17 protein-coding genes and 1 riboswitch are annotated in these 20106 nt (G+C 58.3%); of the genes, 7 read left to right on the top strand and 10 right to left on the bottom strand.

What is annotated here, in order from left to right; genetic code table 11:
• Nucleotides 1-28: 28 nt before the first annotated feature.
• From GYN08_RS20030 to GYN08_RS20010, 5 genes are all read right to left on the bottom strand, one after another.
• Nucleotides 29-1219 carry a NupC/NupG family nucleoside CNT transporter gene (locus tag GYN08_RS20030; RefSeq protein WP_166278236.1) on the bottom strand — a complete coding sequence of 397 codons (1191 nt, stop codon included), beginning with the start codon at nt 1217-1219 and terminating at the stop codon, nt 29-31.
• Between the two features lie 253 nt (nt 1220-1472).
• A complete protein-coding gene (locus tag GYN08_RS20025) occupies nt 1473-1871 on the bottom strand; it encodes a cytidine deaminase (protein ID WP_166278398.1) in 399 nt (132 codons plus the stop codon).
• Nucleotides 1872-1993: 122 nt separating this feature from the next.
• On the bottom strand, nt 1994-2659 hold the full coding sequence (gene deoC / locus GYN08_RS20020) for a deoxyribose-phosphate aldolase (RefSeq protein WP_166278233.1): 666 nt from the start codon (nt 2657-2659) through the stop codon (nt 1994-1996).
• A 269-nt stretch (nt 2660-2928) separates the two neighbouring features.
• On the bottom strand, nt 2929-3921 hold the full coding sequence (locus GYN08_RS20015) for a hypothetical protein (RefSeq protein WP_166278230.1): 993 nt from the start codon (nt 3919-3921) through the stop codon (nt 2929-2931).
• 42 nt (nt 3922-3963) lie between these two features.
• Nucleotides 3964-4055: riboswitch (cyclic di-GMP riboswitch) on the bottom strand.
• A 102-nt stretch (nt 4056-4157) separates the two neighbouring features.
• Nucleotides 4158-5096 carry a sugar-binding transcriptional regulator gene (locus GYN08_RS20010; RefSeq protein ID WP_166278395.1) on the bottom strand — a complete coding sequence of 313 codons (939 nt, stop codon included), beginning with the start codon at nt 5094-5096 and terminating at the stop codon, nt 4158-4160.
• Between the two features lie 277 nt (nt 5097-5373).
• Here GYN08_RS20010 and GYN08_RS20005 point away from each other — a divergent pair, with 277 nt between their 5' ends.
• From GYN08_RS20005 to GYN08_RS19990, 4 genes are all read left to right on the top strand, one after another.
• The gene (locus tag GYN08_RS20005) at nt 5374-6084 is read left to right on the top strand and encodes a 4'-phosphopantetheinyl transferase family protein (RefSeq protein WP_166278228.1); all 711 of its coding nucleotides are present in this window, start codon (nt 5374-5376) and stop codon (nt 6082-6084) included.
• A gap of 117 nt (nt 6085-6201) precedes the next feature.
• Entirely contained in the window at nt 6202-13017 is a 6816-nt protein-coding gene (locus GYN08_RS20000) for a non-ribosomal peptide synthetase (RefSeq protein ID WP_166278225.1), read from the top strand.
• 87 nt (nt 13018-13104) lie between these two features.
• A complete protein-coding gene (locus tag GYN08_RS19995; protein ID WP_166278222.1) occupies nt 13105-13449 on the top strand; it encodes a hypothetical protein in 345 nt (114 codons plus the stop codon).
• 164 nt (nt 13450-13613) lie between these two features.
• Nucleotides 13614-14864 carry a methyl-accepting chemotaxis protein gene (locus GYN08_RS19990; protein WP_166278219.1) on the top strand — a complete coding sequence of 417 codons (1251 nt, stop codon included), beginning with the start codon at nt 13614-13616 and terminating at the stop codon, nt 14862-14864.
• Between the two features lie 136 nt (nt 14865-15000).
• Here GYN08_RS19990 and GYN08_RS19985 read toward each other — a convergent pair whose 3' ends face one another.
• Nucleotides 15001-15261, bottom strand: coding sequence for a GlsB/YeaQ/YmgE family stress response membrane protein (locus GYN08_RS19985; protein WP_166278216.1), 261 nt, complete (start codon nt 15259-15261; stop codon nt 15001-15003).
• 291 nt (nt 15262-15552) lie between these two features.
• Nucleotides 15553-16779 (bottom strand): outer membrane protein assembly factor BamB family protein, encoded by a 1227-nt coding sequence (locus tag GYN08_RS19980; protein WP_166278212.1) that lies wholly within the window; start codon nt 16777-16779, stop codon nt 15553-15555.
• A gap of 435 nt (nt 16780-17214) precedes the next feature.
• Here GYN08_RS19980 and GYN08_RS19975 point away from each other — a divergent pair, with 435 nt between their 5' ends.
• The 3 genes from GYN08_RS19975 (at nt 17215) to GYN08_RS19965 (ending at nt 18710) form a co-directional block, all read left to right on the top strand.
• Entirely contained in the window at nt 17215-17367 is a 153-nt protein-coding gene (locus GYN08_RS19975) for a hypothetical protein (RefSeq protein WP_166278209.1), read from the top strand.
• A gap of 114 nt (nt 17368-17481) precedes the next feature.
• Nucleotides 17482-17796, top strand: coding sequence for a ribosomal L7/L12 family protein (locus GYN08_RS19970; protein WP_166278204.1), 315 nt, complete (start codon nt 17482-17484; stop codon nt 17794-17796).
• 197 nt (nt 17797-17993) lie between these two features.
• Nucleotides 17994-18710, top strand: coding sequence for a class I SAM-dependent methyltransferase (locus GYN08_RS19965; protein WP_166278202.1), 717 nt, complete (start codon nt 17994-17996; stop codon nt 18708-18710).
• A gap of 169 nt (nt 18711-18879) precedes the next feature.
• On the opposite strand, the gene mnhG is transcribed toward GYN08_RS19965, so the two are convergent.
• From mnhG to GYN08_RS19950, 3 genes are read right to left on the bottom strand one after another with little or no spacing between them, the layout of a single operon-like run.
• Nucleotides 18880-19365 (bottom strand): monovalent cation/H(+) antiporter subunit G, encoded by a 486-nt coding sequence (gene mnhG, locus GYN08_RS19960; protein WP_166278199.1) that lies wholly within the window; start codon nt 19363-19365, stop codon nt 18880-18882.
• Complete coding sequence (locus GYN08_RS19955; protein ID WP_166278392.1) at nt 19337-19630, bottom strand: Na(+)/H(+) antiporter subunit F1; 294 nt, start codon at nt 19628-19630, stop codon at nt 19337-19339. Before GYN08_RS19955 ends, mnhG begins: the two co-directional genes overlap by 29 nt.
• Entirely contained in the window at nt 19627-20106 is a 480-nt protein-coding gene (locus tag GYN08_RS19950) for a Na+/H+ antiporter subunit E (protein WP_166278196.1), read from the bottom strand. The genes GYN08_RS19955 and GYN08_RS19950 overlap by 4 nt, the downstream gene beginning before the upstream one ends.

Here is a 20106-nt window from a genome sequence, read left to right as displayed (position 1 = left end):
CTACACCTTTTTACCCCTTTTTTCACGGTCAAATGAACAATCCGGCGATGATGGCGGACAGCATGCTGACGAGCGTCGCGCCGTACAGCAGTTTGAGGCCGAATCTTGCGACGACGTTGCCCTGCTTCTCGTGCAGACCCTTCACCGCGCCGGCGATGATGCCGATCGAGGAGAAGTTGGCGAACGAGACCAGGAAGACGGATACGATGCCGATCGTACGCTCGGACAGCGTGCCGGCGTTGATCAGTGTCTGCAGATTCAGCATGGCCGTAAATTCGTTGGTCATCAGCTTGGTGGCCATGATGCTGCCCGCCGTTACGGCGTCGTGCCACGGCACCCCCATGACGAACGCGAACGGGGAGAAAACATAGCCCAGCATCTCTTGGAAGCTAATGCCGAAGATCGCGCCGAAAATGCCGTTCAGCATGGCGATCAATGCGACGAAACCGATCAGCATGGCGGCGACGACGATCGCGACCTTGAAGCCGTCCATGATGTATTCGCCGAGCATTTCGAAGAACGACTGTTTTTCTTCCTGCTGCACTTCCAGTATATCTTCTTCCGGCTGCACTTTATAAGGGTTAATGATCGAAGCGATGATAAATCCGCCGAACAAGTTCAGCACAAGCGCCGTTACCACGTAACGAGGCGGGATCAGGCCCATATAGGCGCCGACGATCGACATGGATACGGTGGACATGGCCGAAGCGCAGAGCGTGTACAGACGGTGCTTAGGCAGCAGCCCGATCTGTTTTTTGACGGAAATGAAGACCTCGGACTGGCCGAGAATGGCGGATGCGACCGCATTATACGATTCCAGCTTGCCCATGCCGTTGACCTTGCTCAGCGCAAGACCGATGTAGCGGACGATAAAAGGCAGGACGCGAACGTATTGAAGAATACCGATCAGAGCCGAGATAAATACGATGGGCATCAGTACGTTAAGGAAGAAGATAGAGGCTCTGTTTTCAGCCAATATTCCGCCGAAGACGAAACCGATTCCCTCGTAGGCATATCCGAGCAGCGCCTCGAAGGTATTGGCAAAAGCGCTGATCAACTTGGTACCCAGCACCGTATTCAACAGCAGGAAAGCGAGAATCAGTTGAAGCACGACCATGACGATCAGCGGACGATAACGAATGTTTTTTCTGCCGTTGCTGGCGACGAAAGCGAGACCGAATACAACGACCAGACCGAGCAGCGCGATCAGAATATTCATGTACAAAAATCTCCTAGAAGTTATTTTGAAAAAGCCTGGGAAAACCTGACAAATTGCTGACATGCCATGACAAAGGGGGACGGACAAAAGCGCCTTTCCATCTTTATCAACGATGCCCGAAATTTGAATCATTTTGAAGCGCTTGCATAAATGGCCGGAAACGAAAAAGAAAAAATCGGTGCCGTTTTCGAAAAACCGCGCCGAAAACCGGAAGGGATCGGGACGGCGCGATTTTTATCGAAACGGAAGCCCGTCATCTCGCCTTGTCCATGTCCTTGGCTTGGAAGTAACCCGGAAGCAGCCGGTCCATCGTCCATTCCTCGGTATTGCCGTTTAGGTTCGTCAGATAGATGAGCGTATGCTCGTCGGCGAACTCGGCAATCACCTGACGGCAGGCGCCGCACGGAGACACGGGACCTTCCGTATCGGCGACGACCGCGATCGCTTCGATGCGGCGTATGCCTTCGGAAGCGGCTTTGAAAATGGCGGTGCGTTCCGCGCAGTTGGTCAGGCCGAACGAAGCGTTTTCAATATTGCAGCCGGAATAGATTTTGCCGTCGGCCAGCAGCGCGGCCCCCACTTCGAAGTGCGAATACGGCACGTAAGCGGAAGTGCGGGCTTCGATGGCGGCCTGGATCAGGCTGTCTTTCATAGGGTGGCTCATAGCGGAGTCCTCCTCGGATCAAGATTCGAAATACGGCCGCGGGACCGTCTAATGAACGGCCCGCGGCGTGTCGTGCCGCTTGCGGGGCTGCCCGTCGAACGGGCGGACGATCAGTACGAAGAGTCGGACTTTTCGCCCTGCATGATCTTCACGCCGGAGCTTGCGCCGATGCGCGTTGCGCCGGCTTCGATCATTTTCTCCATGTCTTCGCGGCTGCGGACGCCTCCGGAAGCTTTGACTCCGATGTCCGGTCCGACCGTTTTGCGCATGAGAGCCACATCTTCAACCGTCGCTCCGCCCGTCGAGAAGCCCGTGGACGTTTTGACAAAGTCGGCTCCCGCGCGCACGGACAGCTCGGAAGCGAGCACTTTCTCGTCGTCGGTCAGCAGGCAGGTCTCGATGATCACTTTGACCAGCGCTTTGCCGGCCGCCGCTTCGACCACCGCGCGGATGTCGCGCTCGGCGAGTTCGGCATTGCCGCTTTTCAGCGCGCCGATATTCAGCACCATGTCGATTTCTCCCGCGCCTTTTTCGATGGCATCGCGAGTCTCGAAAGCTTTCGTCTCCGGCGTCGACGCTCCCAGCGGGAAGCCGATGACGGTGCAGACTTTGACTTCGGTGCCGGCCAGGCGTTCCGCGGCGTAGGCTACCCAAGTCGGGTTGACGCAGACCGAAGCGAACGTGTACGTTTTCGCTTCTTCGATCAGCTTGGCGACCTCCGCTTCCGTCGCGTCGGCGCGCAGAAGCGTATGATCGATCATGGATGCAAGATTCATGTGGATCTCTCCTTCGGATTCGATTTATTCCCATCATACCACCTTCGTGAACAAGTGTAAAATGGTTGTTGAAATTTTGTTCAAGGAGGCCGGATTCAGGCGATCTGACGGGTTCCAAACCTGCCGCGCGAGCTGCAAAGCTGCCTGATCAAACGAAAAAAAGCCCGCTTCCGGCAATTCGTCGGTTCTCGACGAAACGCGGAAGCGGGCTTCAGCAGAGCCCGGCCGGGTACGGCCGCTCCGGTCGGCGGACCGGCCGGGTACGAATCTTATTTCTGTTTCTTTCCTGCCGGCGCTTTGACTGCGGTCGGCTTGGTCGTTTTGACTGCCGATCCGGTCTGGCCGCTGGTCGGCAGCGGGGCCGGTACAATCGCGGCCTCGGAGTCCTGCAGCTTTTTCCAGCCGACATAATCGTGAACGGCAAAGCCGGCAAAAGCAGAACTTCCGCCGACGGCCTGCTTGACGAGCGCGAGCTGGCTGTTCAGGTAAGAGGCGCCTTCTTCGTAAAAAGTAACCTGGGGCGTCTCCGTCGACGGGTTCGTTTCCACGGCGATCCGGATCGGTTTACCCAGCTTTTCGCCTTCGGCAAGCTCGTTTTTCGCCACTTCGGCGATCTGCTCGGCGGAATCGCGGTAAGCCATGATCGTGATTCCGTCAAAGCGTCCGATGAGCCAGGAACTTAAAGTGCCCGTTTCGCCGGGCATGACGTGCTCGTCGAACCAGAACGGGATATCCGCTTCGATCGTCAGGCCGAGCGTTCTCGCGCCGGCGATCAGCGAATCGACGTTTTCTTTCCAGGAAGTCAGCAGAGCTTCGCGGGCGCTCGTCCACTCGGGCAGCAGATAAGGCTCGACGTCGACGTGAATGCCGGCAAACTTTTCGTTCGCGGCGGCGCCGGACTGGTAAGCGGACAGCCAGGCGATGAAAGCGTCCGAAGGACTGCGGTCCAGCGCCCAGCGCGGCGCGCCGTCCAGTGCGTAGACTTGAATGCCCTGCGCCGAAGCGCGGCCGATAAACGAAGCGTAATCCGATTTTGCCATATCGCCGTCGATCTGAAGATAAAGCGTCGTGACATGGTTGGAAGCCGCGAAACGCAGCAGATCGTCGGAAGAGGAACGGAGCAGCCAAGGGTTCCATACCCAGGTCGAGACGCCGTCCTGTTCGCGCGCGTGAGCGCCGCTTGTGCCGAACGAGCCTGCGGTCCAAGCCAACAGGAGGAACAAAATAAGACAGCGGGACAGCTTGGAGCGTGTCTTTATCATTTTTTTCTTCACCTTTCGATTCATCCGTAAATCAGGTCCGGAATCGGCGGCCCGGCTGCCTTGGCCGCCCGGAGGTCGGCTGTAGGCCCGCGGCTTTGCGTCCCCGTCTTTCGGCGGGTTTGCCCTGAGCAGGATAGGAAATGGGCATACGGAAGAGTCTTCCGCGCCGGTCATCATGTCTCGCGCGTACGGATTCGATCCGCACAACTCTTATATCGGCAGGCAGGCCGTCATATTCAATCGGCAAGCAAAGCGAGGGCCGTAAATTGGTCCGTTACGAGAATGTTGGCGTATCGTCCGGCGAGCGCGGCGCGGATGGCGCGAATCTTGCGCGGTCCGCCCGCGACGAGAATCGACTTTTCCTTGCGCCGCAGTTCGTGCAGATCTATGCCGACCGTGCGGGCGTTGATTTCTTCGCTGCAAATCTTCCCTTTATCGTCGAAGAAGCGGGAACAAATGTCGGCAGCTCCCGCGGCCTGCAGCATCTGGCGCTGCTGGCCGTCGAAGTAGCCGAGCCGGAACAGAAGAGCGTCGTCTTCCACCGTGCCGACCGTAAACACGGCCACGTTGGCTTGACGCCCCAACTCGATGATGCGCTGAATATGCCGGTCTTCCTCGACCATCCGTTTGAGTTCGACGCTGTCGAAGATGACCGGCAGCGGAAGATAGCGGGCGATCGTGCCGAACGCTTCCGCGAACAAGTTGGCGGTTTCGGCGGCATAGGTCGGCACCTGGGAATGGCTGACGCCGCCTTTGAGCTGAACCACCTCCACGCCACGAACGGGTTTGTGTTTCAGCGACAGCGCCAGAGCATGCATGGTCGTGCCCCAGGTAATGCCGATAAGGTCACCGTCCTGAATGATTTCGTCCAGGTATTCCGCGGCGGCCGCGGCGACCCGGGAGCGAATCTCCCGATATTCGTTTTGAGGCGAGTAGCAGACTCGGGCGGCCTGCAGCCCGAAACGCTTCGTCAATTCCGCTCCCAGCGCGTCCAGATCTTCGAGCGGGTCGGCAATGCTGATGCGGACATAGCCGTGTTCCTTGGCATGTTGAAGCAGGCGAGAGACCGTCGGGCGAGAAACGCCGAGCCGAGCCGCGATGTCCTGTTGACTGTAATCGGACAGATAGTACAGCCGCGCCGCTTCGATGCTGAGCCGCTGTCTGTCCAGGTCGATATTATCCGTCATGATCGTCCCCTTGATTTTTTTAATATCATTATACGTGTCCGGTATCCTCTTTGCACGAAAGAAGGAAAGTCACCCGAAAGTGGGAGGTCAAAAAATGGGTCTTAAGGATTAAATGAGACTATTTTCTTAAAAGTACTTCACTTTTCGCCCGATGTTCCGATATTCTCTAAGTGAGTTTTTTTGGTATCATAGGGAGGAAGAACGAATTTAAAGCATCCTGATCCGCATATCCGAGCCGCTTGGAAAGGAGTCGATTCCTATCGAAGTGCATGCCGTTTTTCTTCATCGGCTTCCTGCCGCTTCCGACTGGAACCGCCTGATTTCCGCTTTTCTTCCCGCGGAACGGGCACGCATCCAGCGCTTGAAACGCGAGGAAGACCGGCTGCTTAAAGCCGCTTCACACATGCTTGTATCGGTGCTGCTCGGCGAGAGGATGGGCATTGGGTACGAAGACCTGCCTTTTCGGCGGGGCGTACGGGGAAAGCCTTATCTTGCCGCGGATGCTTCGCCGTCGTTCGGCATATCCCGCTCGGGACGGCTTGCCGTATGCGCGCTGGCGGATACGGAAGTCGGGATCGACGTGGAGCGCCGCGACTTTCTTGATGCGGATACGGTCCGCGCGCTGCTCGGCCGTTCCGCGGGTGCTTCCGGAGAGCGGCGCGCCGCGCCGGACGAACTGCAATTTTTTTACGAGCGCTGGACGATGTTAGAGAGCTGGCTGAAGGCGGAAGGAACGGGCTTGACCGATGAACGTACGCTCGCTTCGTTCGAGCCGCGGACGGAGGAGGCGGCTTTTCGCGTCGAAGCTTCGGAAGCGGGCGCCGATCCGTGGATGATCGATTCTTACTCCCTCGTCCTGCCCGATTCCGAACGTTACGCGTTGGCTCTTTGCCGCAGGCCGGAGGAGCGGCGTGCCGCAGAAGTCGAGTTTTTGGAAGCAAGCGTGCTGGAACGGCGCTTTCGCATGCTGTTATGAAATTTTCACGCGGGCGAGAACCCGAGCCGTTTTTGGCCGCGGATCGCGAGCCGGAATGCTTTTTGCGTATGGCGGCCCTGCAGAGGAACCGATACACGGGAGGAGAAAAACAAAAGCATGAATGCTGAACTGAAACATCATCCGAATACTCAAGCTTATTGGCTGGAGCGGCTGCGCGGCGTGGAAGAAAAAACGGTCCTGAGCGGCGAAACGGTACCCGCGCTGGAGGGGATCGGCAGCATCGAACGCGAATTTCGGGCCGTCGATGCCGGTCTGCTTCGCGCAGGCGCGGCCCATGCGGCCTGGTCGGTTCTGCTGCAGCGTTATTTGCGCACCGAAGAGCTGGCGTTCGCGGCCTGGCTGCCTGGCTCCGGCAGCATGATTCCGCTTCTGTTCAGGGCGGACCGGGAAGAGACGTTCCGCGTTCGCGCCGAAGCGGTGAAGAAAAGCCTGCTCGAAGCGGGCGACCTTGCGCTCGCTCCGGAGGAATTTGCGGCGATGTACGCGTCTTTGCAGGCGGAGCGCCCTTATAACACGGGAATCGGCTTCGATCTTCCGGTAAGCGCGGACGAAGCGTTGGCGAACTCGGGCTGCGATCTGTTTCTTGCATTCTCCGGCACGGACCGGGTTTATGTCCGCGCTGTTTTCCGCAGGGCCGCTTTCGGCGAAAGCTTCGTGAAGGAGGCGCTGGCCAACCTGCAGGGCATCGTCGTCCGCATGTTCGCCGCGCCCGATTCGCGGATCGGGGAGGAAGACATTATCGGGGAGCAGGAGCGCGAAATTTTGCTGAATCTCTGGAATCGGGCGGACGGCAAATTCGACGCGGATCTTCCCGTCCACCGGATGATCAAAGAGACGGCGGCGCGGGTGCCCGAACGCGAAGCGGTCGTGTACGAAGGCGGAACGCTTAGTTATGCGGAGCTGGACGGGCGCTCGGACGTGCTGGCGGCCGAACTGCGCGCGGAAGGATTGGGAAGCGGCCGAATCGCCGGCATCATGGCCCGTCCGTCTGCCGAGATGATTCTGTCCGTGCTGGCGGTGCTGAAGACCGGCGCGGCTTACCTGCCGATCGATCCGGAATATCCGCAGGAGCGCATCCGCTTTATGCTGGAGGACAGCGGGGCCGACCTGCTGCTGCTGACGCCGGGTCTTGCGGCGCCGCTCGGCTATGCGGGCGGAACGCTGCAGGTCGACAACGACCGGAATTGGGAGGCCGAAGCGGAGGAAGGGGAGTTCGGAGCCCCCGAAGATCCGGCCTACGTCATCTATACTTCCGGTTCCACCGGTACGCCGAAAGGAGTCGTGATCGAGCATCGCTCGCTGATCAACTTGGCGCAGTGGCACGTCGATCATTTTCGGGTCACGCCCGAAGACCGGACGGTCAAGTATGCCGGATTCGGATTCGACGCTTCGGTATGGGAGATATTTCCTTATCTGCTGCAGGGCGCGGCTATCCATATGATTCCCGAGGACCTGCGCCTCGACCCGGCAGGCTTGAACCGGCATTTCAACGAAAAAGGCATTACCATCGCGTTTTTGCCGACCCAGTTGTGCGAACAGTTCATGGAATACGAAAACTATTCGCTGCGCGTCCTGCTTACCGGAGGCGACAAGCTGAAGACCTTCCGCGCCCGGCCGTACGAGCTGCATAACTGCTACGGTCCGACGGAAAACACGATCGTGACCAGCTCCCATCTCGTGACCGAAATGGAGGACAACATCCCGATCGGCAAGCCGGTCCGCGGCTCCCAGATCATGATTCTCGATGCCTTCGGCCGTCTGCAGCCGGTCGGGGCGGCCGGCGAATTATGCGTCGCCGGAGTCGGCCTGGCGAGAGGTTACTTGAACCGGCCGGAGCTGACGGCGGAGAAATTCACGGCGCATCCGTACCGCGCAGGCGAGCGGATGTACCGGACGGGCGATCTGGCGCGCTGGAAGCGTGACGGCACGATCGAATTTCTCGGCCGTCTCGACCATCAGGTCAAAGTCCGCGGGTTCCGTATCGAAATCGGCGAAATCGAGCAGCGCATTCTTGAGCGTGACGGCGTGCGCGACTGCATCGTTGCGGCTTTGAAGGACCCGAACGGAGAAGCCTATCTCTGCGCGTACGTCGAATCGGACACGGAACGCAGCCACGCCGAATGGTCGGAAGACCTGAGCCGAACGCTGCCCGATTACATGGTGCCGGCCCACTTTGTCACCTTGGAAAAGCTGCCGGTCAACGCGAACGGCAAGATCGACCGCCGGGCGCTTCCCGAGCCGGCCGCCGGCGGGGGTTCCGATTTCGAAGCGCCGTCGAACGAGGTCGAGCGGCGGCTGCACGCCTTGTGGAGCGGCATTCTCGGACATGACCGGTTCGGCGTGCTCGACCGCTTCTTCGACATCGGCGGGCATTCGCTGCAGGCCGCCGTTCTGCGCGCGCAGATCGACCGCCAGCTCGGCGCCTCGCTGTCGATCCGCGAGCTGTTCGAGTATGCGACCGTTCGGACGCAGGCGGCCGAGATCGCCAAGCGAACCGGCGAACCGGGAACCCGGGCTGCGGAGCAAGCGGCGATTCCGGCTGCGCTGCCTGCCGCTTATTATCCCGCTTATCCGGCACAAAGCCGCTTGTTCCTGATCGAGCAGATGGAGGGGGCGGGCACGGCTTACAACGCGCCGGCGCTGCTGCGCGTCGAGGGAAGACTGGATGCCGATCGGCTGGAGCGATCGCTGAGAGGGCTGATCCGTCGGCACGAGGCGCTGCGCACGTCGTTCGAGCTGCTCGGCGATCGAGTCGTGCAGCGCGTGCATGAAGACGCGGAACTGCGCCTGGCCGTATCGCGCGCGGGCGAGCGGAACATTCGGGCGATGATGGACGCGTTCGTCCGCCCGTTCGATTTGAGCCGCGCGCCGCTGATGCGAGCGGGTCTGGTGTCCTGTTCGGACGACCTGCATTTTGTCATGCTCGATTTCCATCACATCGCGGTCGACGGGGTGTCGATGCACGTCTTCTTCGAGGAATGGTCGCGGCTGTATCGCGGCGAATCGCCGGGAACGGCGCCGCTTCAATTCAAGGACTTCTCCGTCTGGTATGAACGCGAAGCCGCGGCGTCCGTCCGGGCGTCGCGGCTGGCTTACTGGAAAGAGCGTCTCGCCGGCGAACTGCCCATGCTTCAGCTTCCGCTCGACAAACCGAGACCGGAGAAGCAGAGCTTCCGCGGGGACACGCTGCATAAGGAGATCGGAGAGGAGCTGCGGACCGAGCTGAAAAAATTGGCCGACCGCACGGGGACGACGCTGTTCATGGTCATGCTTGCCGCTTACGGCGCGCTGCTGGGCAGGTACGCGGGCCAGGAGGATCTGATCGTCGGCGTTCCGGTCGCCAACCGGAGCCGCGAAGAGCTGCACGGCGTGATCGGGATGTTCGTCAACACGCTTCCTCTGCGGATGTACCCGGACAAGAAAAAAACGTTCGCGGAATATCTGCAGGACGTAAAAAGCGAGCTGCTGGGCGCATTCGACCATCAGGAATACGAACTCGGCGAGCTGGTGAACGAATTGAACGTGCCGCGCAGCGCCGGACGAAGCCCGCTGTTCGACACGATGTTCGTCATGCAGAACACGGGCGCCCTGGCGCCGGAGCTTGACGGCGCCGACGCGGCGGCCGAACGGTACGCGCCGAAGATCGCCAAATACGATCTGATGGCCGACGTGACGGAACACGGGAGCGGCATTCGCCTCGATTTCCAATACTGCACCGATCTGTTCGGGGAGAGCACGATCGGGAAAATGGCGGACCACTACATTCGCCTGCTGCAATCGGCGGCCGAAAACGAACAGGTCGCGCTGCACGAACTGCCGATGCTTGGGCGCACGGAACAGGCGTCGCTGATCTGTGGTCTGAACGATACGGTATCGGATTACGAACGGAGCCTGACGATCCAGGAAGCTTTCGAACGCCGCGTTCTCGAAAGACCGCATCATACGGCCGTCGCCTTCGAAGAGACTTCGCTTACGTACGCGGAATTGAACGAACGGGCCAACCGCCTTGCGCATACCCTTGTGGAAAAAGGGGTGGGCGCCGATAAATTGGTGGGCCTTATGCTCGACCGCTCTCCGGAAATGATTGTCGGCTTGCTGGGCATTTTGAAAGCGGGCGGGGCTTATGTGCCGATCGATCCGGAATATCCGGAAGACCGTATCCTTTATATGCTGGAGAACAGCGGGTCCGACCTGCTGTTGACCCAGCGGCATCTGGCGGGCCGATCGGCATTCGGCGGCTCGGTGCTCTGCCTGGACGAGGCGGACGCCTACTCGCCGCGGACGGAAAATCTTCCGCTCCGCAGTAACGCGAGCGACCTGCTGTACGTTATTTATACATCGGGAACGACGGGGCGCCCCAAGGGAGTCATGATCGAACATCGCAACATGATCAATCTGCTGCATTACGAATATACCCGGACGAATATCGACTACGCGGGGCGGGTGCTGCAGTTCACGACGATCAGCTTCGATGTTTGCTCCCAGGAGATCTGGTCGACGCTGCTGGCCGGCGGCACGCTGTGCATGATTCGCAGCGAGACGCGGCGAGAAGTCGGCCGCCTGCTCGAGCTGATCGAGCGCCGGCAGATCAGCGTGCTGTTTATGCCGGTATCGTTCTTGAAATTCATTTTAAGCGAAAAAGAGTACGAGGAACGCTTTCCGACCTGCATCCGCCATATCGTCACGGCGGGCGAGCAGCTGGTCGTACCCGAGAAATTCCGGGAGCATCTGCGGCGCAACGGCATTTTCCTGCACAATCATTACGGTCCTTCCGAGACGCATGTGGCGACCGCGCATACGATCGATCCGGCGGGATTCATTCCCGAGCTGCCTCCGATCGGCAAACCGATTACCAATACTCGCATATATATTTTGAACGACGCGCTGCAGCTGCAGCCGCAGGGAGCGGCCGGCGAACTGTATATTGCGGGCGATTGCGTGGGACGCGGTTATTACAATCAGCCGGAGCTGACGAACGAGCGTTATTCGGCCGATCCGTTCGAGACGGGCGGCCGCATGTACAAAACGGGCGACCTGGCACGTTGGAACGCGGCCGGAGAGCTGGAGTTTCTCGGACGTCTCGATCATCAGGTCAAAATCCGCGGATTCCGGATCGAATTGGGCGAGATCGAAACGGCGCTGCTGGAGCACGAGTCCGTCAAGGAAACAATCGTTGTCGCAAAGGAAGACGCCTCGGGCGGCAAATACTTGTGCGCCTATACGGCTTCCCCGGTTCCGGCGGCTCGGCAGGAACTGCGCCGGCATCTGGCCGACCGTCTGCCGGATTATATGATTCCGTCGTATTTCGTCCATCTGGACGTCATGCCGCTGACGCCGAACGGCAAGATCGACCGCCGGGCGCTGCCGGAACCGCAGCCGGGCGAAATGGAATCCGGCACGGAATACGCGGCGCCGCAGAGCGAGACGGAATGCCGAATCGCGGAAGTCTGGCGGAATGTGCTCGGGACGGAACGGATCGGCCTGCATGACAATTTCTTCGAACTCGGCGGTCATTCGCTGAAGGCTGCCGTGATGGTGGCGCGTCTGCAGGAGCAGTTCGAGCTCAGCATCAACAACGTGTTCGAACATCAAACGCTGGCGGAGCTGGCAGCCGTCGTCAAGCCGGCTTCGAACCGTATCGCGGAGAAGTTGGCCGAACTGAAGGAAGCCAGCCGCGCTCCGGGCGAAGATACGCTCGGCGGGGAACGCGAAGCGTACCGGCGCCGCGCGGAAGCCGATGCGGCTTCCGTCGAAGTGTCGAAGCTTCGCGACTACCGGGGCGTCCTGCTGACCGGAGCGACCGGCTATGTCGGCATTCATCTGCTGCACGATATGCTCGCCCTTACCGATTGGGAAGTATATGCCGTCGTGCGCGGAGACGACGACGCTCAAGCTTCCCGGCGGATTCGGGCGAAGCTGGACTTCTATTTCGGCGAAGGCGCGCTGAGCGAAGCGGCGGGCCGCCTGCACGTCTTCAGCGGGGACTTGTCCGAAGACAGGCTGGGAATGTCCGACGAAAGCTATCGCAGGCTCGAGCGTGAGATCGACGCAATCGTGCATGCGGCGGCCACCGTCAAGCATTACGGCAGCTATGACGACTTCAAACGCCATAACGTCGAGGCGACGGAGCGGCTGATCGACCTGGCGGAAGCGGGCCAAAGGAAAGATTTTCATCATATTTCGACGCTCGGCGTGGCAACGGGAATCATCCCGCAGCGGACGGAAGCTTTCTTCGGGGAGTACGATCTTGACCTGGGCCAGGAGTACGAAAATTATTACGCGAAGACCAAGTTCGAAGCCGAGAAAAAAGTCGTCGAAGCGAGGGAACGGGGGCTGCGGACAAGCATTTACCGTTTGGGCAACGTCGTGTTCCATTCGGAGACGGGACGTTTTCAAGAAAACATCGGGGAGAATGCGTTTTATACGATGATGCAGTCGTTCGTGCGTCTGGGCATAGTCCCGGAACTTGCGCCGGATACCGACTTCTCGTACGTCGACGGAATCAGCCGGGCCATTCTGCTGCTGATGCGGCCGGAGGGCCTGCAGAACGAAATTTTCCATTTGCTGAATCCGAATCTGGAAAGCATGCATCGCATTTTGACGGAAGAGCGTGTCGGCCGTCCCGTGCAAACGTTGGAGTTTGCAAAATTTGTCGACAAATTGACAGACAGCTTCCTGGCGAACGAATCGCGGGCAGAGGTCGACAAGATTATGCTGCACTACGGTTGGTTGGAAAGCGCACAGATACAAACCCGATTCGAGATCGCGTCCTACCGCACTGCCGCTTACTTGGAGCGGCTTGGATTCGTGTGGAAGGCGATGGACGATACGCTTGTTTCCCGAATGCTGGCGTATGCCGAGCAGCAGAATTTCTTTGATTTACAATCGAATGAAGACGAAGGATTTAAATGAAGATATGCAATTTTTTTCTTGGAATTCGACATTTTTTTTAGTAGACTATATGATGAAGCTGTACATTTGAATCAAGGGGGACTTCACATGTTTAAAATCGAGTATTTGCCGTCCATCAACCGGGTTGTCTGCACGGTAGAGAGCATCACGATGGATGAAGTCGAAGCGTACAACAAAGAGTACAAAGCGGTTCTGACCAAAGTGAAACCGGGATTCACCGGACTGACGGACCTGAGCAAAGGCAAATTGTTCACGCAGGAGGTTGCGGTGGCGCTGGCTCCGCTGGGTGAACTGTCGGTAGAAAAAGGCCTGACCAAATGGGCATATTACACGGGTTCCGCCGTATCGAAAATGCAGATGAAGCGGATGTTCGGCGATATCGTCGTTTCGTTCGAAAAAATCGAAGACGCGGAAGCTTATCTGAACAGCTGATTCGGCTTTGCCAAAACGGCCGTCAAAACCCGATGTTTGGTTGTTTCGGCTTGAAAGCCCGGGTATACCGGGCTTTTTTTGTGATCGTCCTTCAAGGAAATCGGGCAGGGTCCATGCGGTTCCGCGCGAGCGGGCCGACTCTAAACATAATGGGTGGGGGAAAAATGAAAAAGCAGGCCAATAAGCGTTTAATCGCAACCGGCGCGGCGGCCGCCGCTCTGCTGGAAGTCGTTATCGCTTTTCTGTTTATGATGCCGGGACGGGGCTGGGGGAGCTTCGTTCCGGGACTCGTGTTGGCTGCAGTCGCAGGCGCCGGCGCCTTTGCCGCCGGCATGATGCTGCTGGTTCGCGAAGCCGACCGCAGAGCGGCGGAGATCGGGAAGCGGTTTGACGAGGCGGGAGTATCGCCTTCTTCTTCGGCTGCCGTCGGTACGGATTCGGCTTCCGGCGAACCCGGACACGAGTCGCTCAAGGCGATCGAGCGGATGCAAAACTATTTGCTGGATATCGATCGGAGCGTCGAACAGGTGAAATCGAGCGCGGACATGGGCGTAGTCGTATCCGACTTGATCACGGAGTCGGCCCGCAGCGCGGCTCTGCGCTCGGACGAGCAGGCGGAAAAAATGAAAGAAATCGTGCGTACGACCAACGAAATGACCGCAGCCGTTCAGCAGGTGGCGGGAAGCGCGGACGAAGTGGCGAGCGCGACGCTGCAAACTTCGGAGCAGGCATCGTCGGGTTACCGTCAGCTGCTGAGCGCCATGGATCAGGTTCGCAAGACCGACGGTACGATCCAGACGCTGCTTGAGCAGGTTAACCGGCTTGACGAAAAATCGGGAGAGATCGAATACTTCGTCAGCATCATTACGGAGATCGCTTCGCAGACCCACCTGCTTGCTTTGAATGCGGCCATCGAAGCGGCGCGCGCCGGCGAGTCCGGACAAGGCTTCTCCGTCATCGCGTCCGAGGTCCGCAAGCTGGCGGAACAGTCTTCCGAATCCGCCAAGCGGGTCTCGACGATCAACGCCAGCATTCAGCAGGATACCGGCGAAGTGGTGGGGACTTCTACGTTGGTCGCCGAAGACATGAAGCAGGGCATCGGCTCGCTCGAAGAAGTCGGCCGGTCGTTCCAATTCATTCAAGCCGCCGTCGACGAAGTCAACATCCAGATGCAGGACGTATCGGCCGCCGTCGAAGAAATCGCCGCCCATACCGAGCAGGTGGGCGAGACGATCGCCCATGCGGAGGAAATGGTCGAGAATACGTCGACCGAAGTCGCTACGGTCCGCCAGGCGGCGGAAGAACAGCTGGGCAGCATGCAGCAGCTTTCGGAGACCGTTTCGGAACTGTCCGAACTCAGCGGGAGAGTCAAGCTGGCTGTCGAACATTTCCGCGAAATGCAGCCCGCCCGTTAAAAAAACGGCAGGGCAAAACACGCAAAAAAGAGCGCATTTCCGCAGTATGCGGAATGCGCTCTTTTTTGGCGGTACGCATGCGTTTTCTTGAACGAGAACGCTCAGGCGTACCCTGCACCCACTTCATCCCGTACGATTAGGCCCGGTTTCTGCGGCCCAACGAACGCATGATCAGGCTGACAACCGCAACCAGTACGATCGCGCCGATCAAGGCAGGAATAATGTAGAATCCTCCGATTTCAGGACCCATCTCTCCCAGGATTACTCCGCCGAGCCAACCGCCGATGAAGCCGGCGATAATGTTGCCGATGATGCCTCCAGGAATGTCTCTGCCCACAATGAGTCCGGCCAACCAACCGATAACGCCGCCTACAATCAACGACCAGATAATGCCCATTTTGTATCGCCTCCGTTTGTGTTTTTGTTTGCTCAACTACAACTTAACCTAAGAGCAAGCATTTGAATAAGAACTCGAAAATTTAATTTTGAAACAGCTAGAAAGCTTACCTATTTAAAATATTATGGGCCTAAGCGTCTTTTTTATCGTCGATCCGCCGAAAAAAAAGGCGTGATGCGGCGGCTTGCGCAAGCCTGCGGAAGAAAACGGGCAAAAAAAGAGCCGTGCAAAAAGAACCTTCGCGCTGAAGCGCGAAGGTTCTTTTTCGGAATTTACGAACATCGACGTTTTCTAATTCAAGGCGTATTTGACCAGGGAACCCGACTCCGCCGCATAGAGCACGCCGCCGGCATAGGCGAACGCGTAATCGGAACGAAGCGGCAGATTCGACACGGCCTGGATGACGTCCAGCTTGTGAGGATCTAGCACATAGAGCGTATCGGCCATGTCGATCTGGAGCCTGCCGTCGTCGGAGCGCTCCATGACGACGATCTGGCCCGGTTCGTCCTCCAGCGTATGCTCCGCCAATTTGCCGCTGAGATCGAAGGCGGAAAGCCGGCGCTTCGAATAGGTCACATAACCGCTTCCGGTCGAATAGATGACCGAATCGGCCGGGATGACGCGTCCCCAGAGCAGCCGACCCTGCGGCGAAAAAGCGAACAGCTTGTTGACCGTGCCGGCGACCGAACCGCGGAAGATTACCGTATTGTCGTCCTGAACGAGAATGGCCGGACCGCCGCCGTCTCCGAGCAGATTGACGCTGGAAGGGAATTTATACGCATATACGCGCTTAAGTTCCGGCGTATAGACTTCCACGGAAGGACTGGGCGAACGGTCCCATGCGCCGCCGATTTTGACGAGGCGGCTCGTATCGACGACGAGGCGTTGGCCTTCCGCCGTCAGAATGCTGCCCTTCAGCGTTTTGGCTGCGATGACGCGGCCTGCCGAATCGCAGCGAACAGCGGATGTCTTGACGAAGCCGCGTTTGTCGGGTCCCTGCGGCGAAGCGATCAGCAGGCTCTCGTCGCCCAACATGTACACGTCGCTTCCATAGGAAACAGACCGGGTCCAGGTTTCCCTGCCGTTCGGACTCAGCGCATAAATTTTTTGGGTTTTGTCGGAAAAAGTGCCGGTGAAGTAGACGGCGCCGTTTTCCGCATACAGGATCGAGCTTGCGATCGTATACGCTCCGCCCTTTTCGTGGAAAGTGCGGGACCATTTCTGGGCTCCGGTAGAAGCGTCGAATGCGGTTACCGTCTCCAAATGCCAGTCGTAAGGCGTTTTGGACGAAGTTTTTTTGACGCTTTGTACCGTGTGGACATAAATAAGGCTGCGGGATTTGACGTAGCGAATGTCGTGCGCGGAAGCGGACGACGTATCGTAAACGGAAGCGGAAGTCCAGGAAGGCTGGGGAAGAGGATTTCCCGCCGTACTGCCGGCGGCGTCCGCATAACCGGGAGCGCTCAGCAGCACGGCTGCGCTGAGTACGAATGCGCCCCATTTTTCGGGTGATTTCATTGAGAATTTTCCATTCCTTTCTATGAACCTGACGCCCGGTGTAAATCGGCTATGCTGATTATACACTTTGCCTTCAATGTTTACCAGGAGTTTACGTTTAAAGCGGCGTAGGTAGGGAGATCTTCCGTTTTTAATCCTCAGGGCATGGTTTTTTAGGATCTTTGCCGTTCAATAGGCTTGAAACGAACTTGAATCTAGATTTTTTTACAGAAAAAGGGTGATTTTGCTTGCCTAGTCGCCTGGGCTTATAAGCTGCGGCTGTGGTTGCGATTTGCCGTAAAAACGTACACCTTTGTCCCTGAATCCCGCAAAACCGGTTTATTTTTTACCAGTTCGGGTTATATAGTCGTAATGAAGAAGCGAGCGACATACGATAAGCTTTGCCCGTTATTTGCAAGGCATATCCACTCCAACCGGAAAGGGGAACGGACAAGGATGAATATGAGCGTACATAACCTGATGGCTTTCCATTCGAATTACTTCAGACCGCAGCCGGCAGTTTCGCCTCAGAAGAACGCGGGCGGAGAACAGGAAAAGAGTTTCCAAGAGATCCTCAAAGAGAAGATGGCACGGCCGGTAACGAAGTAACGCCATCCGCCGGCTTTGAATACATATTATGTATAATAGAAGCGAACGGATGCGGAACGGGAAGCTCTCGCCGTTCGTCATCCGATCCAAACGGATTTGAAGGGAGCGGAGTGTATGGAATTCGACTATACATCCGTCGTTTTGGCGCTTATCGTCTTTTCGCTGATGCTGATGGTGATTCGGCTGCGGTTCGAGGTCAGGCATCTAAAAGAAGAACTCGACCGGCTTGCGGAGGCTCCCCGTTACTATCGGTCCGCCGCTGCCGGCGGCACCCAGAACGAAGAGCGGCCGCTTCGCCCCTCGGGAGACGGAGACGAACAATTGCGTGCGCTTGTCGCCAAGGGCAGGAAGATCGAGGCGATCAAGGAAGCGCGGCAGCTCTATAATCTGTCGCTGAAGGATGCGAAAGATTACGTCGAATCGCTGTAACGTGTCCGGCATGCCGGACGAATCGAAGAAGCCGCGGCATAGGCCGCGGCTTTTGCTGCTGCGAAGCATGAAGAGATCGTCTCGGCCTCGGGACGGAGACCGAATTCAACCGCGCGATGGAACCGCTCCGCCGAAGCATGGGTTACAATGGACGGGAAGAAGAATAAACGGCTTACGACAAGTCGGGAGGGATATCCATGTTCGATACGACGCGTATTCCGGGTGACGCCTCATCCGGGCCTTACGCGCTGCCGCGCGGCGAAGCCGGATTCGCAGAAGCGGTAAGGCCGCAGGGGACGGAGTTTGCCGACTCGGGCACGAGGGTGCTGAAGGACAAGGTCGTCCGCCTCCAGGCAAGAACGAATCGCTTTTATTTCAAGCTGCGGTTCGGAGGCGAGATTCAATATCGGTGGACCTTTCTGGCGGAATTGGACATTCGACGCGGAGATCGGGTGCTGGAGACGGCGGTCGGAACCGGCGCCAACCTTCCGCTGCTGCCCGCGGGAGCGCACTTATACGGATTGGATCGGTCGGCGCCCATGCTGCGCGAAGCGGCCAGACATTTGAAGGAATGGGGAACGGAGGCGGAATTGATTCTCGGCACGGCGGAACGTCTGCCTTTTCGCGGCGATTCTTTCGACTGCGTCTACCGGATCGGCGGGCTCGGCGATTGCGGCGATCCGGCGCTGGCGCTGAGCGAGATGATCCGGGTGGCGAAAAGCGGCACAAAACTGTTGATCGCGGACGAAGTCGATTCTCTGGCCCGGGGACGCCGCGCCCGGATATCCCTGGCCAAAAAAAGCGATCGGCCGCGGCCCGCCGTGCTTAATCTGCTGCCTGCGGGCATGCTCGACGTGAACTACGAAGAGGTGTGCAAAGGCACGATGTACCGGCTGACGTTTCGCAAGCCTTAGCTCGTCTCGGGAACACCGACGACGCTGCCGGGTTCATACATAAGGAAGCCGGGCAACGATCAAAAGCGCCTTTCGGCGGCAAACGATCCTCTGCGATAAAGGAGCGTTCGTGTCGAAAGGCGCTTTTTGTCGATCCGGCATTCGCGGATGCCCTGCCGGACGAAGGGCGTTAATCTTCTTCCGGTCCCGGAATAGGCGTGGGTCCGCCGCGGCGCGTGCCCGCTTCTTCGCGCAGGTCGGCGCCGCCGGACGGATCGGCGGCCTCTGTGTCGCCCGCCGTCCCGGAACGGGGGCTGCCGGCGGCCTTGATCGCTTCGGCCAGCTCGTCGCGAACGGTGCCGTTCCACAGCGGCACGCCGCTCCGGTAAGCGGCTCTGCCGTTCAAATGACCGGCCAAGGGAGCCGTGATGAAGAAAAAGACGATACCGAGCAAAACGTTCATGCTGGCGGTCTGCATGGCCGAAGCGAAATACAGAAATACGCCGGTCAGCACGCAAAGCACGCCGAGCGTGGAACTTTTCGTGGCGGCATGCGAACGCAGGTAGACGTCGGGCAGACGGATCAGGCCGAAAGCGCTGAATACGCTGAGCAGGGCGCCGGCCAGAATAAGCAGGACGGACAGCCATTCAATCGCGAGCAGGATCGTCTGGGGCATTGAGAACCTTCCCCCTTTCCATGTAACGAGCAAGCGCAACCGTGCCGAGAAAAGCGAGAATGCCGATCAGCAGTACCAATTCGAAGTAAGCGGTAGAACGCATATAGGCGCCCGCCACGGCGACTTCGGCGGCGATGTTGACCCCTATCGTATCGAGCGCCGCGATCCGGTCGGCAAGCGACGGACCTTTAAGGACCCGGTACAGACAGCCGAAGATCGCAAGGGCCAGGAGAATCATCGAAAGGAACAGTAGAGTCTGCATCAGCTTCGCGTCACCTCCATGATCGCGTTTTCGAACGTTTCCCGGATATGGTTTTCCACGCCGTGCGCTTCTTGGATGTCCATCGCATGAATGTAGAGCGTCTTCTCGTCAGGACTGATCTCGAGCAGCAGCGTTCCGGGCGTCAGGTTGACCAGTCCGCACAGAAGAGTAAGTTCCCAGCCCCGCCGAAGTTCGGTTTCGTAGGCGAACACGCCGGGCGTGAACGTCAACTTCGGCTTCGCGATCTGCCCGATCACGGCAAAAGACGCGACGACCAACTCTTTAAGCAGCAGCCCGAGCAGTTTGAGGCAGGCCCAAATTTTTTTCGGATAAAAAGGTTTGGGGAAAAATCGCCGCATCAGCGTCATGAGCAGCAGTCCGATCAGCAGACCGACGAGGAAGCCCGATACCGTCATCTCCCGCATCAGCAGCATCCAGACAAAAGCGATCACCAGGTTGAGCAGCAGTTGAAAGGCCAA

It is taken from the genome of Saccharibacillus alkalitolerans, assembly GCF_011090185.1.
GTDB lineage: Bacteria > Bacillota > Bacilli > Paenibacillales > Paenibacillaceae > Saccharibacillus > Saccharibacillus alkalitolerans.
The sequence above is the reverse complement of the archived record's forward strand: the minus strand, read 5'-3'. Positions and strand labels throughout refer to the sequence as shown.

Excerpts from the sequence above, each read along its gene's own strand:
- GYN08_RS20030 (WP_166278236.1), bottom strand. The coding sequence starts at position 1,219 with ATGAATATTCTGATCGCGCTGCTCGGTCTGGTCGTTGTATTCGGTCTC.
- GYN08_RS20025 (WP_166278398.1), bottom strand. The coding sequence starts at position 1,871 with ATGAAAGACAGCCTGATCCAGGCCGCCATCGAAGCCCGCACTTCCGCT.
- deoC (WP_166278233.1), bottom strand. The coding sequence starts at position 2,659 with ATGAATCTTGCATCCATGATCGATCATACGCTTCTGCGCGCCGACGCG.
- GYN08_RS20015 (WP_166278230.1), bottom strand. The coding sequence starts at position 3,921 with ATGATAAAGACACGCTCCAAGCTGTCCCGCTGTCTTATTTTGTTCCTC.
- GYN08_RS20000 (WP_166278225.1), top strand. The coding sequence starts at position 6,202 with ATGAATGCTGAACTGAAACATCATCCGAATACTCAAGCTTATTGGCTG.
- GYN08_RS19995 (WP_166278222.1), top strand. The coding sequence starts at position 13,105 with ATGTTTAAAATCGAGTATTTGCCGTCCATCAACCGGGTTGTCTGCACG.
- GYN08_RS19990 (WP_166278219.1), top strand. The coding sequence starts at position 13,614 with ATGAAAAAGCAGGCCAATAAGCGTTTAATCGCAACCGGCGCGGCGGCC.
- GYN08_RS19985 (WP_166278216.1), bottom strand. The coding sequence starts at position 15,261 with ATGGGCATTATCTGGTCGTTGATTGTAGGCGGCGTTATCGGTTGGTTG.
- GYN08_RS19980 (WP_166278212.1), bottom strand. The coding sequence starts at position 16,779 with ATGAAATCACCCGAAAAATGGGGCGCATTCGTACTCAGCGCAGCCGTG.
- GYN08_RS19975 (WP_166278209.1), top strand. The coding sequence starts at position 17,215 with ATGAATATGAGCGTACATAACCTGATGGCTTTCCATTCGAATTACTTC.
- GYN08_RS19970 (WP_166278204.1), top strand. The coding sequence starts at position 17,482 with ATGGAATTCGACTATACATCCGTCGTTTTGGCGCTTATCGTCTTTTCG.
- GYN08_RS19965 (WP_166278202.1), top strand. The coding sequence starts at position 17,994 with ATGTTCGATACGACGCGTATTCCGGGTGACGCCTCATCCGGGCCTTAC.
- mnhG (WP_166278199.1), bottom strand. The coding sequence starts at position 19,365 with ATGCCCCAGACGATCCTGCTCGCGATTGAATGGCTGTCCGTCCTGCTT.